General features: G+C 66.4%; 10 protein-coding genes and 2 rRNA genes (1 of these 12 running past the window's edge). 6 read left to right on the forward strand and 6 right to left on the reverse strand.

The window, feature by feature from the left end; translation table 11 throughout:
- The first annotated feature begins 22 nt into the window (after nt 1-22).
- From ACT6SE_RS20795 to ACT6SE_RS20805, 3 genes are read left to right on the forward strand one after another with little or no spacing between them, the layout of a single operon-like run.
- Nucleotides 23-1,858, forward strand: coding sequence for a GspE/PulE family protein (locus ACT6SE_RS20795; RefSeq protein WP_014648903.1), 1,836 nt, complete (start codon nt 23-25; stop codon nt 1,856-1,858).
- Nucleotides 1,830-2,576 carry a glutamine amidotransferase gene (locus tag ACT6SE_RS20800; protein WP_014648904.1) on the forward strand — a complete coding sequence of 249 codons (747 nt, stop codon included), beginning with the start codon at nt 1,830-1,832 and terminating at the stop codon, nt 2,574-2,576. Before ACT6SE_RS20795 ends, ACT6SE_RS20800 begins: the two co-directional genes overlap by 29 nt.
- A 50-nt stretch (nt 2,577-2,626) precedes the next feature.
- Nucleotides 2,627-3,538 (forward strand): BPSS1780 family membrane protein, encoded by a 912-nt coding sequence (locus ACT6SE_RS20805; RefSeq protein ID WP_014648905.1) that lies wholly within the window; start codon nt 2,627-2,629, stop codon nt 3,536-3,538.
- An 85-nt stretch (nt 3,539-3,623) separates the two neighbouring features.
- Here ACT6SE_RS20805 and tatC read toward each other — a convergent pair whose 3' ends face one another.
- From tatC to ACT6SE_RS20825, 4 genes are all read right to left on the reverse strand, one after another.
- The gene (gene tatC, locus ACT6SE_RS20810; protein WP_005420449.1) at nt 3,624-4,373 is read right to left on the reverse strand and encodes a twin-arginine translocase subunit TatC; all 750 of its coding nucleotides are present in this window, start codon (nt 4,371-4,373) and stop codon (nt 3,624-3,626) included.
- On the reverse strand, nt 4,370-4,828 hold the full coding sequence (gene tatB, locus ACT6SE_RS20815; RefSeq protein WP_032957854.1) for a Sec-independent protein translocase protein TatB: 459 nt from the start codon (nt 4,826-4,828) through the stop codon (nt 4,370-4,372). Before tatB ends, tatC begins: the two co-directional genes overlap by 4 nt.
- A 15-nt stretch (nt 4,829-4,843) precedes the next feature.
- Complete coding sequence (gene tatA / locus ACT6SE_RS20820; RefSeq protein WP_014648907.1) at nt 4,844-5,071, reverse strand: Sec-independent protein translocase subunit TatA; 228 nt, start codon at nt 5,069-5,071, stop codon at nt 4,844-4,846.
- Between the two features lie 75 nt (nt 5,072-5,146).
- Entirely contained in the window at nt 5,147-6,046 is a 900-nt protein-coding gene (locus ACT6SE_RS20825; RefSeq protein ID WP_046433307.1) for a lipid-binding SYLF domain-containing protein, read from the reverse strand.
- Nucleotides 6,047-6,211: 165 nt separating this feature from the next.
- Between ACT6SE_RS20825 and hemH the strand changes: the two genes are divergently transcribed.
- From hemH to ACT6SE_RS20840, 3 genes are all read left to right on the forward strand, one after another.
- Nucleotides 6,212-7,174, forward strand: a complete 963-nt coding sequence (hemH, locus tag ACT6SE_RS20830; protein WP_046433311.1) for a ferrochelatase — start codon at nt 6,212-6,214, stop codon at nt 7,172-7,174.
- Nucleotides 7,171-8,025 carry an alpha/beta fold hydrolase gene (locus ACT6SE_RS20835; protein ID WP_046433313.1) on the forward strand — a complete coding sequence of 285 codons (855 nt, stop codon included), beginning with the start codon at nt 7,171-7,173 and terminating at the stop codon, nt 8,023-8,025. Before hemH ends, ACT6SE_RS20835 begins: the two co-directional genes overlap by 4 nt.
- 290 nt (nt 8,026-8,315) lie before the next feature.
- Nucleotides 8,316-10,421 (forward strand): methyl-accepting chemotaxis protein, encoded by a 2,106-nt coding sequence (locus ACT6SE_RS20840; protein WP_046433314.1) that lies wholly within the window; start codon nt 8,316-8,318, stop codon nt 10,419-10,421.
- Nucleotides 10,422-10,777: 356 nt separating this feature from the next.
- Here the strand turns inward: ACT6SE_RS20840 and rrf are convergent.
- Both rrf and ACT6SE_RS20850 read right to left on the reverse strand, forming a co-directional pair.
- A 5S ribosomal RNA gene (gene rrf / locus ACT6SE_RS20845) occupies nt 10,778-10,892 on the reverse strand.
- A gap of 125 nt (nt 10,893-11,017) precedes the next feature.
- Nucleotides 11,018-12,626: ribosomal RNA gene (locus tag ACT6SE_RS20850) — 23S ribosomal RNA — on the reverse strand; it runs 1,269 nt beyond the window's last position.

Consider the following 12,626-nt stretch of genomic DNA (forward strand, 5'->3'; position numbering starts at 1 on the left):
CGTACCCGGGAGGAGCAGGCAGATGGAACATCGGCTGCCGGTGGGCACGCCCGGCGAGCCAGGCGACATCCCGCTGCCGTGGGGCCGCCTGCATTTCGAACAGGTCTGCGCAGCGCTGCTGGCCGATGGCCTGGTGGCCGAGCACGACGTCGAGCGCATGCGGTTTTCCGCACAGGGCGCGCGCAACGCCAGTGAAGTGCACCCGCTGGTGTTGCTGTCCAACCTCAAGCTGGCCGCCCGCGACGGTGGCGAACTGACCCTGGAACGCCTGACCGAATGGCTGGCCCGGCGCACCGGCAGCCGCTACCTGCGCATCGATCCGACCCGGGTCGACGTCGCTGCGGTCACCGCGCTGGTCTCCCATGCCTACGCCCGCCGCCACCGCTTCCTGCCGCTGGCGGTGGATGCCGAACGGGTGCTGGTGGCCACCAGCGAGCCGCTGGTGCAGGAGTGGCGCCGCGACCTGCAGCACCTGACCCGCCGCAGCATCGAGCTGGCGGTGGTCAATCCGCTCGACCTGCACCGCTACACCATGGAGTTCTACGGGGTGACCCGCTCGGTGCGGGGCGCGCGCGGCGATGTCCGCGGCGAAGCCAGCACCACCCTGCCCAGCTTCGAGCAGCTGGTCGAGCTGGGCCGTACCGGCGACGTCAATGCCGACGACCAGCACATCGTGCACATCGTCGACTGGCTGCTGCAATATGCCTACGAACAGCGCGCCTCGGACATCCACCTGGAACCGCGCCGCGAGATGGGGCGCATGCGCTTCCGCATCGATGGCGTGCTGCACAAGGTCTTCGAGGTGCCACCGGCGGTGATGACCGCCGTGGTCAGCCGCATCAAGGTACTCGGCCGCATGGACCTGGCCGAACGCCGGCGCCCGCAGGACGGCCGCATCAAGACCCGCTCGCCGGGCGGCCGCGAGGTCGAGATGCGCCTGTCGACCATGCCCACCGCCTTCGGCGAGAAGTGCGTGATGCGCATCTTCGACCCGGATGCCGCCTTCAAGAGCATCGACCAGCTGGGTTTCAGCCCGCAGGAGGCCGCCGGCTGGAATGCACTGGTCGAACGCCCGCACGGCATCGTGCTGGTCACCGGCCCGACCGGCTCAGGCAAGACCACCACCCTGTATTCCACGCTGAAGCGGCTGGCCACGCCGGACGTGAACGTGTGCACCGTGGAGGACCCGATCGAGATGATCGCGCCCGAGTTCAACCAGATGCAGGTGCAGGCCAACATCGACCTGGACTTCGCCAGCGGCGTGCGCACCCTGCTGCGGCAGGACCCGGACATCATCATGATCGGCGAGATCCGCGATCTGGAAACCGCGCAGATGGCGGTGCAGGCCTCGCTGACCGGCCATCTGGTGCTGTCCACGCTGCATACCAACGACGCGCCGTCGGCGGTCACCCGCCTGCTCGACCTGGGCGTGCCGCACTACCTGCTGGCCAGCACCCTCAACGGCATCCTCGCCCAGCGCCTGGTGCGCACCCTGTGCCCGCACTGCAAGCAGCCGCACACCCTTGGTGCTGCCGACTGGGCGGTGCTGGCTGATAGCCAAGCTGCATATCCAGATGCCGCCACGCCCTGTCGGCCGGTTGGTTGCCTGGAGTGCCGGCGCACCGGATTCCTCGGCCGCATCGGCCTGTATGAGTTGCTGCCATTGGGCTCGCGGCTGCGTGGGCAGATCCGCGCCGACATGGATCTGGCCGGTTTCACCCGTGCCGCGCGGGCTGAAGGGCTGCGAACCCTGCGCCAGGCCGGGCTTGAAAAGGTGGCGCAGGGGCTGACTACAATCGAGGAAGTCCTGTCAGTCCTGCCGCCCCCGGATGAACCCAGCCCCGTTCCTGATCCTTGAAACCGGCCGCCCGGTGCCGTCGCTGCGCCGCTACGGGCGCTTCCCGCACTGGATCCGGGTGGCCGCCGGGCTGGAAGAGCACGAGACGGTGGTGGTCGATGTCGAGCACGGGGATGCCCTGCCCGACCCGCATGCCTTCGCCGGCGTGCTGGTGACCGGCTCGGCCGCCTTCGTCACCGACCACGCCGAGTGGAGTGAGCGCAGTGCCGCATGGCTGCGCCAGGCCGCCCACGACGACTTGCCCGTGTTCGGTATCTGCTACGGGCACCAGCTGCTGGCGCACGCGCTGGGTGGCGAGGTGGCCTACAACCCGGCCGGGCGCGAGTCGGGCACGATCGAACTGGAGCTGCAGCCGCAGGCCGCGCAGGACCCGCTGTTCCAGGGCCTGCCGCAGCACTTCGCCGCCCACGCCACCCACCTGCAGACCGTGTTGCGCGCGCCTGACGGTGCCGAAGTACTGGCACGCTCGCCGCTGGATGGCTGCCATGCCTTCCGCTGGGGGCGCCAGGCCTGGGGCGTGCAGTTCCACCCCGAGTTCGCCACCCACCACATGCGCGGCTACGTGCGTGCCCGCGCCGACTGCATCGGCCGCCATGGCGGCTGTGCCCGCAGCATCGAGCGCGCGGTCAGCGCCGCACCGCTGGCGCGCCAGCTGCTGCGCCGCTTCGTTCGCCAGGCGCGGCTGTCTTCAGCCCAGCCGGCGGCAAAACAGGGATAATCGGCGGCACGGGCAAGCGCCCGGCCCCCTCCTGTCCTTCCCGGATGTCCATGAAAGAGATTCGCAAGCTGCCGGCCTCGGCGGGCGCCCAGTGGTTGCTGGATACGTTCTCGCTGTATCGGCGTGCGCCGCTGCAGCTGGCCCGGATCGGTCTGACCTGGCTGCTGGTGAGCTGGGTGGTCACCCTGTTGTCGACGCTGATTCCCGGCGCTGCCGGCATGGCCGTGCAGCTGATGACCCTGGCCATCTCGCCGATCATGTTCGGCGGCATGCTGTACGCCGTGGGTGAGATCGACGAAGGTCGCCCGGGCCTGGCCTCGCACCTGCTGCAGCCGATCCGCGACCACCGCGTCAGCCACCTGCTGGTGCCGCTGGCGATCCAGGTGCTGGCGGTGCTGCTGCTGGGCGCGCTGCTGTTCCTGATGATCGGCCGCGAAGGCTTCACCGCCTTCAGCGAGGTCATGACCAAGATGGAAGAGATCAGCCGCAGTGGCCAGCAGATCAAGCCGGACGATGCCGCGGCGCTGGTGGCCAACCTGCCGGCCAAGCGCATCGCACTGTGGATGCTGCTGGTGTTCCTGAGCGCGGTCGCACTGTCGCTGGCAATGTTCACCCAGCCGGCGCTGGTGGTGTTCGACAAGCAGAGCGGCATGCACGCGCTGCGCCTGAGCCTGCAGGGCTGCATCGAGAACATCGGCGCAATGATCGTGTTCGCCGTGCTCGGCCTGATCGCCGCGTTCTGCATCTACATCCTGTTCGTGATCGTGATCCAGATCGCGATGCTGATCGGCGGCCCGCTGGCCGCCGCCTTCATCGCCCAGCTGGTGCTGACCACGGTGCTGATGCCGCTGTATGTCGGCGCGGTCTACGCCGCGTGGAAGCAGATGTTCGTGCACCGTGGCAGCCGCGCCGCACCGCCGATCCCGACCACGCCGACCTCGAGCGACATCTTCCACGCCTGATGAAAAAAGGGGACGGAGGGGATTAAGTCGTTAGCTGCACACACTGGGCATAAACGACTTAATCCCCTCCGTCCCCTTTTTTCTTTCAGGCGGCGGGCTTCTTGACTGCCGACGACGGCACCAGCCAGCGTGCGGCGTGGATGCCCAGCTCATAGAGCAGGCACATCGGGATCGCCAGCATCAGCTGTGAAACCACGTCCGGCGGGGTCAGCACCGCCGCCAGCACGAAGATGCCGACGATCGCGTAGCCGCGGCCTTCCTTGAACTGCTGCGGCGTCACCCAGCCCAGCAGCACCAGGATCACCATCGCCACCGGCAGTTCGAAGCTGCCGCCGAAGGCGAAGAAGATCGCCAGCACGAAATCCAGGTAGGCATTCGCATCCGGGGTGATCGCAATCACGTCCGGGCTGAAGGTGGTGAGGAAGTGGAACACCGCCGGCAGCACCAGGAAGTAGGCAAAGGCACAGCCGGTGTAGAACAGCAGCACCGAGGACACCAGCAGCGGCACCGCCAGGCGCTTCTCGCGCGCATACAGGCCGGGCGCGACGAAGGCCCACAGCTGGTACAGCAGCCACGGCACCGCCACGAACAGGGCAACGAAGAAGGTCAGCTTCAACGGCGCGAAGAAGGCGCCGGCCGGATTGGTGGCAATCATCGTCTGCCCGTTCGGCAGCTGCGAGACCAGCGGCTCGGCCAACGCGTTGTACAGTTTCTGGGTGAACGGCAGCAGCGCCAGCAGCACCACGCCCAGGCCCAGCAATGCGCGCACCAGGCGGCCGCGCAGTTCCACCAGATGTTCGACCAGCGAGCTCTCGCCGAAATCCTGTTCACTCATGGCTGGCGCTCCGTGCGCGGCGGCGGCGGCGCACCGGCTTCAGGGGGTGTCGCCGGCGTCGGCTCGGGAGCGACGCCCTCCTGTACCGGTGCATCGGCACGGGTCAGGCCGCTCATATGCGGCGGCAGATCCGCAGGCGCCGGTGCGCGTACCTCCTGCGCCAGCGTATCGCCCTGCTGCTGCGCCTCCTGCGCTTCGCGACGGATCGCTTCGCCGCTGGCACGCAGCTGGTTCTCGGTGTCCTGCATGCCCTGGCGAACGTCCTGCATCTGCCGCTTGATCTCCTCGGCTTGCAGTTCGCGCTCCAGTTCCTGTTTCACCGAATCCCATTGATTGCGGGCGCGACGCACCCACAGGCCGGCAAAGCGGGCCGCCTTGGGCAGGCGCTCGGGACCGAGCACCACCAGGGCGACCACGGCGATCACCAGCAATTCGCTGAAGCCGATATCAAACACCGCGACCGCTCCGGATCAGCGAGGGGTGCGGTCGTGCTCGTCCTGCGCGGTGCGCGAGGCGTCCTGGCTGCGCGACTCGTCGCCCAGCTGCGCGTTCGGCTTGTCGTCGTCGCGCATGCCCTTCTTGAATTCCTTGACCGCCGAACCGAGGTCCTTGGCGCCACTGGTCAGGCGCTTGGTGCCGAACACCAGCAGGACGATGGCCAGCACGACCAACCAATGCCAGATGCTGAAACTGCCCATAAAGACGCTCGTTACGTTAGTGATCAGGCTGTCGAGCATAGCGCACCGGCTGTTAGCCCGCGCGCGTGACGAAAGTCAGTTTCCGCCCAGCGTTTCCGTGCGGATTTCGCCGTCGTTGACCGGCTGGAAGCCCTGCTGCTGCGGCGGCGGGTTCTGCGGAACGTTCTGCAGCGGCGCGGTGGTGGCTTCGGCCGGGGCCGCCGGTGCTGCCTGAACAGGCGCAGGCACAGGGGCGGCAGCCGGCGCCGGCGCCGGACGCGGTGCATTGCCACCGTTGCCGTTGCGGTTGTTGCGGGCCGCGTAGGTGGCCTCTTCCAGGCGATCGCGGAAGGCGACCACGTCCATCGACGGCGAACCGACGGCGCGACCTTCGAAGATCATGCGCGGCGTGGTGTTGCTGCCGTAGGCGTCAAGGTTGGCGGCATCGTCGATCTGCAGCACCGCGCCATCCAGCGCAACACCGGCGAACAGGCCGCGCGCGCGCGACCACGACCAGATCTCGGCCTTCAGCTGGCCGTCGGTGGCGGCGGCGGCATTGCGGCCGACCGGACCGGCGGCAACGCCGGCATCGGCGCCAAGCGTGAACTTGCCATTGACCAGGTTGTCCAGGCTGCGGTCGTTGCGGAACACCAGCACCACGTCCGAAGACTGCACGCCGGCCTGGAAGCCGATGCTGCCACCGGTCAGCTTGACGAATACCGGGCTGGACCAGGCGCCATTGGGCATGCGCACCGACATCAGCCCGTGGCCGCGACGACCGCCAATGACCAGGCCGGCCTTGATCGTGTCGGGAATGACGATGACCGCGCGGCCTTCGTCGAGCAACTTGTCCGGAATTCCCTGTTCAGGGATTTCCTGGATCTCCGCCAGCACGCGCACGGCATTGCGGGCGCGCTGGTCTTCCTGCGGTCCGGCCATGGCCTGGCTGGACAGCAGGCTGGCGGCGATCAGCAGGGCTTGGATCGGGCGACGCATGGCAGGCTCCAGAAGTCAGTCCATAGGAAGATATAGCAAGTGACTGAAATTAGTAGTGTTGTCATGAATCCCCAATGAGCGTTCTCTGCTCACATAGATGCGCGCTATGCCAGCAATCCGAACCCTGCATCCCGGCGCGGCACCGGATCGGCGACAATGCACCCCATGCTCGACGCACCCGATACCGCCGTGCTGGCGGTCAACCTAGGCACGCCCGATACGCCGACGGCCCCCGCCGTACGCCGTTACCTGGCCGAATTCCTGTCCGACCGCCGCGTGGTCGCGATCCCGCCACTGCTGTGGCAGCCGCTGCTGCGCGGACTGATCCTGCCGCTGCGCAGCAGCCGTTCGGCGGCCAAGTACGCCCAGGTCTGGCTGCCGGATGGCTCACCGCTGATGGTCCATACCCGGCAGCTGGCGCAGGCGATGCAGGCCCTGCTGCCAACCCTGAAAGTGCGCCACGCAATGCGCTATGGCGAACCGGCCCTGGCCCACGAGCTCGACCGCCTCGCCGCCGAAGGCGCACGCCGCATCGTGGTGCTGCCGCTGTACCCGCAGTACTCCACCACCACCACCGCCTCGGTCGAGGACCGCGTCGACGCCTGGCAGCGGCGCAACCCGGGCGTGACCGTCAGTCTGGTACGCGACTACTCGGTCGACCCGGGCTGGGTCGAGGCCGTTGCCGGCTCGATCCGCCGCTACTGGGAACAGCACGGCCGCAGTCAGAAACTGATGTTCTCCTTCCACGGCATCCCGCAGCGCCTGGCCGACGCGGGTGATCCGTATCCGCAGCGCTGCGAGGCCAGCGCGCAGGCCATCGCCAACGCGCTGGGCCTGGGCAAGGACGACTGGCAGATGGGTTACCAGTCGCGCTTCGGCCGCGAGCGCTGGCTGCAGCCTTACGCTGAGCCGAGCCTGTGGGCGTTGGCCGAATCCGGTGTGAAGCAGATCGACGTGGTCTGCCCCGGCTTCGCCACCGATTGCCTGGAAACGCTGGAAGAAGTCGCGATGGGCTTCACCGAAACGCTGGCCGAACGTGGCGCGACGATGCGCTACATCCCCTGCCTCAATGCCGAACCGGAACACGCGCGCGCCCTGGCGCGACTGGCCGTGGCCTCGCTGGCATGAGTCTGCAACCCTTTGAACTCGAGGTGGGCGGCACCCGCGTCGCCGGCCTGCGCAACAGCGGCGACGGCCCGCGCGTGCTGGCCCTGCATGGCTGGCTCGACAATGCCGCCAGCTTCGTGCCGCTGGCGCCGCACCTGGCGTCGCTGCAGCTGGTGGCGATCGACCTGCCCGGCCATGGCCACAGCGCGCACCTGCCGGCCGGTGCCAGCTACACCACGGCGGCCGCGATCTGCCACGTGCTTGATGTGGCCGACGCCCTGGGCTGGGACCGCTTCAGCCTGCTCGGCCATTCGATGGGCGCCGGCATCGCCAGCCTCACCGCCTCGGTCAGCGACCGCGTCGAGCGCCTGGTGGCGATCGAAGCTCTCGGCGGCCTGCGCGGCCCCGAAGAAGAGACCGCCCATCGCCTGCGCGAGCATGTGAGCGCCACCCGTGCGTTGGCGCGCAAGCAGCTGCGCGTGTTCCCCGACCTGGCCGCGCCGATCCGCGCACGGATGATGACCAACCAGCTCAGCGAACCGTGCGCACGACTGCTGGTCGAGCGCGGCGTGGAACCGGTCGAAGGCGGGTATCGCTGGTGCAGCGATCCGCGCCTGATGCTGCCCACCGCGATCCGCCTCAGCGAGGGCCAGATCGACAACCTGCTGCAGGCCATCGCCTGCCCGACACAGGTGATCTATGCCACGCCGGCGCAGTCGTATTATCCCGAGCCGATGCGCAGCGATCGCCTGCAGCACCTGCGGGATGGCCGGCTGGCAGTGTTTCCCGGCAACCATCACCTGCACATGGAAGATCCGGAACAGATCGCAGGCGTGATCCTGCACTTCTTCAGCAACGACAACGCCGGCTGAGCGCAGGCGTCCGCGCGCTTCACTCCGCGCGTTTGCGGCCGATACATCAGTTGCGGGCCCCTGCGCCCGCTGCACGCGGGCCCGGTCGGTCCTGCGGCATGTGTCTGGTTCTGCAAGGAAGTCCGCATGCCCGCTCTGCTGCACCGTCACCCACAGGATGTGGCCGCGGTGTCCCGTCTCCGCGTCGCTGATCGCGCCGCATCCCTCGAATTCCCGGCACCCGCCCTCGTCACGCCCTGCTGCGTGCGTTGCGGCGTGCTCGTTGTCGTCTGCTGACCCAGGAGCCTCCGATGTCCATTGCATCCGCCCGTCCCCCCGATACCGCCCGCCTGTCGCACCTGCAACAGCTCGCCCGCGGTGCTGACCGCCGCCTGCTGACCGGCAGCGCGGCACTGGCCGTGACCGGGCTGGTGCTGGCCCTGCGCGGTCCGCACGGTGTGGCCGCCGCGTTGGTCGCGGGCGCTGTGCTGCCCGCCTTGTGGCTGGCCGGTCCGTTGGCAGGCCGCGGCATCGCCCGCAACGCCCTGGCAATCCTGGTCGCGCTGCAGCTGGCCCTGTTGTCCGCGATCACCGGCCTGTCGCCGGCGTTGCCGATCGCCCTGCTGCTGGGCGTGCTGCTGGACCATCGCGATCGTCTGCCGGTGTGGCTGGCCGGTAGCATCGGCACGCTTGCACTGCTGGCCCCGCTGCCGGCCGGTGCTGCGGTGGGGCCGGCGCTGCTGCAGGCCGCGATGCTGGCCGGCCTGACCCTGTTCCTTGGCCAGGTCGCACTGCGGCTCCGCCAGCAGACCGAAGCGCTTGGCCACGGTCCCCGCCGGCTGGCCGCGCTGGCGCGCGACATCGCCACCGGCGCCGATCTTGATGCACATGCTGACACCACCGCCTACGCACCGGGTTCGCTGGCCCATGCGCTGGCCGACACCGCACGCCATGTGCAGGCCCAGCGTGGACGCGAAGCGGAGGCACACGCCGAGAACGCGCAGATCCGCCAGGCCCTCGATGCCTCGCGCACCGCGATGATGATTGCCGACAACGATCACGTGATCCGCTACGTGAACCGCTCGGTGGTGGCCCTGCTGCGCAACCAGCAGGCAACGTTGCGCCAGGCCTTCCCCGATTTCGATGCCGAGCGCCTGGTCGGTAGCAGCATCCATCGCTTCCACGCCAACCCGGACCGGATCCGCGCCATCCTCAATGGCCTGCAGGTCAGCCACAACGGCAAGGTACAGATCGGCCCGGTGCACTTCGCACAGGTGGTTACTCCGGTCTTCGACGCACAGGGCGTGCGCCTGGGCTTTGCCGTGGAGTGGCATGACCGTACCCATGAGCTCGCCTTGGAGAACGCCGTCGCCGGCATCGTCGCGGCCGCCGCCGCCGGCGACCTCGACCAGCGCCTGCAGGCAACCGAAGGTGCCAGCTTCCTCGATGGCCTCACCGGTGGCATCAACCAGCTGCTGGATACGTTGGGCAGTACGGTTGACGAGGTGCGGCAGATGCTCTCGGCGCTGGCCAGCGGCGATCTCGATCGACGCATGCATGGCGAGTATCACGGCGCGTTTGCCGCGATCCAGCGCGATGCCAACGCCACCGCCGGCCAGCTGGCGCGCATGGTGGGCCGTATCCAGCAGTGCGCGTCCTCGATCAGCACCGCTGCCAGCGAAATCGCTGCGGGCAATGGCGCGCTGTCCGAGCGCAGCGAGCGCCAGGCAGCGCACCTGCAGGAAACCGCCGCTTCGATGGAAGAGCTGACCGCCACCGTGCGCCAGAACGCTGCCCATGCGCGCGAGGCGAGCCAGCTGGCGATCACCACCCAGAGCGCCGCCAGCGATGGCAACGTCGCCATGCAGCGGGTCGTCGACACCATGCAGGCGATCGAGGGAGCCTCGAAGCGGATCGGCGACATCACTGGCGTGATCGATGGCATCGCCTTCCAGACCAATATCCTCGCGCTCAACGCGGCAGTGGAGGCCGCCCGTGCCGGCGAGCAGGGCCGTGGCTTCGCGGTGGTGGCCAGCGAGGTGCGCGTGCTGGCGCAGCGCTCCGCCGCTGCGGCTCAAGAAATCAAGAAGCTGATCGATGAGGCAGGTCGCCAGGTGGGCGAAGGCGCCCAGCTGGTGGCCGATGCGGGCCAGCGGATGCAGGGCATTGTCGGGGGCGTTGAGAATGTCAGCCACCTGATGCACGAGATCTCGGCGGCCTCGCAGGAGCAGTCGGTCGGCATCGAGCAGATCAACCAGACCGTGGTGCAGATGGACCAGGCGACGCAGCAGAATGCCGCGCTTGTGGAGGAAGCCACCGCGGCCGCACGCGAGCTGCAATCGCAGGCGGGTACGCTCACCGAGGCGGTATCGGTGTTCCGCCAGCAGGAACCGCACGAGGTCTCGCGGGCCGCCTGATCCGGGCCTGCAGTTCCATCCCGGTCAAGACGGCGCCCGCAGGGCGCCGTTTTTTTTGCCTGCTTTTGCGTGATGGGTCAGGAAAAAAAGGCCGCTTCCGGACCTGCCGTGAGGAGCGACCAACCCTGGCTGGTGCCGCATCCACATATGGCGTGAATCTACTGTGCGCCCGCATGCCCTCGGTAGTCGCCAACCTTGGTTGGCGCTGGGGCTGCCCGCGGAGAATATCCACGCATGGCGTGCATCTACCGGCCGGTGTGCAGCTATGGCGGTGCCGGCCGGCGGCCGGCACTACCCGCATGTTCTGCGCACAAAGAAAAACCCCGCTGCGCAAGCAGCGGGGTTTTGGGTGTAAACCCTGGCGATGACCTACTCTCGCATGGCTTGAGCCACACTACCATCGGCGCAGCTGCGTTTCACTTCCGAGTTCGGGATGGGATCGGGTGGTTCCACAGCGCTAATTTCACCAGGGAGGCTTTTGGAGCGTCGCACTCGTCCCGGGGGACAAGGCGCCAGCCTCGCATAGTTCTTGTGACGTAGCGTGCACTTGGATGCTCTTACGACGCTGTCGTAAAGCCAAGGCAACTTGAGGTTATATGGTCAAGCCGCACGGATCATTAGTATCAGTTAGCTCAATACATTGCTGTACTTACACACCTGACCTATCAACCACGTAGTCTACATGGTTCCTTCAGGGGGCTTGTGCCCCGGGAGATCTCATCTTGAGGCGCGCTTCCCGCTTAGATGCTTTCAGCGGTTATCGCTTCCGAACATAGCTACCCGGCAATGCCACTGGCGTGACAACCGGAACACCAGAGGTTCGTCCACTCCGGTCCTCTCGTACTAGGAGCAGCCCCTCTCAAATCTCCAACGCCCATGGCAGATAGGGACCGAACTGTCTCACGACGTTCTGAACCCAGCTCGCGTACCACTTTAAATGGCGAACAGCCATACCCTTGGGACCGACTACAGCCCCAGGATGTGATGAGCCGACATCGAGGTGCCAAACACCGCCGTCGATATGAACTCTTGGGCGGTATCAGCCTGTTATCCCCGGAGTACCTTTTATCCGTTGAGCGATGGCCCTTCCATACAGAACCACCGGATCACTAAGTCCTAGTTTCCTACCTGCTTGATCCGTCGATCTTGCAGTCAAGCACGCTTATGCCTTTGCACACAGTGCGCGATGTCCGACCGCGCTGAGCGTACCTTCGAGCTCCTCCGTTACTCTTTAGGAGGAGACCGCCCCAGTCAAACTACCCACCATACACGGTCCCCGACCCAGATAATGGGCCCAGGTTAGAACGTCAAGCACGACAGGGTGGTATTTCAAGGATGGCTCCGCCACAGCTAGCGCCATGGTTTCATAGCCTCCCACCTATCCTACACAGACGAACTCAACGTTCAGTGTAAAGCTATAGTAAAGGTTCACGGGGTCTTTCCGTCTTGCCACGGGAACGCTGCATCTTCACAGCGATTTCAATTTCACTGAGTCTCGGGTGGAGACAGCGCCGCTGTCGTTACGCCATTCGTGCAGGTCGGAACTTACCCGACAAGGAATTTCGCTACCTTAGGACCGTTATAGTTACGGCCGCCGTTTACTGGGGCTTCGATCAAGAGCTTCGCCTTGCGGCTGACCCCATCAATTAACCTTCCAGCACCGGGCAGGCGTCACACCCTATACGTCCACTTTCGTGTTTGCAGAGTGCTGTGTTTTTGATAAACAGTCGCAGCGGCCTGGTTACTGCGACCCTCTTCAGCTATAGCTCGCACGAGCCACCAAAAAGGGTGCACCTTCTCCCGAAGTTACGGTGCCATGTTGCCTAGTTCCTTCACCCGAGTTCTCTCAAGCGCCTGAGAATTCTCATCCTACCCACCTGTGTCGGTTTACGGTACGGTCTGCGTAAGCTGAAGCTTAGGAGCTTTTCCTGGAAGCGTGGTATCAGTGACTTCGCCATAAAGGCTCGTCTCGGTGCTCGGTCTTAAAGGATCCCGGATTTGCCAAAGATCCAAACCTACCGCCTTTCCCCAGGACAACCAACGCCTGGTACACCTAACCTTCTCCGTCCCTCCATCGCACTTACGCGAGGTGCAGGAATATTAACCTGCTTCCCATCGACTACGACTTTCGTCCTCGCCTTAGGGGCCGACTCACCCTGCGCCGATTAACGTTGCGCAAGGAAACCTTGGGCTTTCGGCGTGCGG

The sequence above is a fragment of the Stenotrophomonas sp. LC732 genome (genome assembly GCF_052446685.1).
GTDB classification, from domain to species: Bacteria; Pseudomonadota; Gammaproteobacteria; order Xanthomonadales; family Xanthomonadaceae; genus Stenotrophomonas; species Stenotrophomonas muris.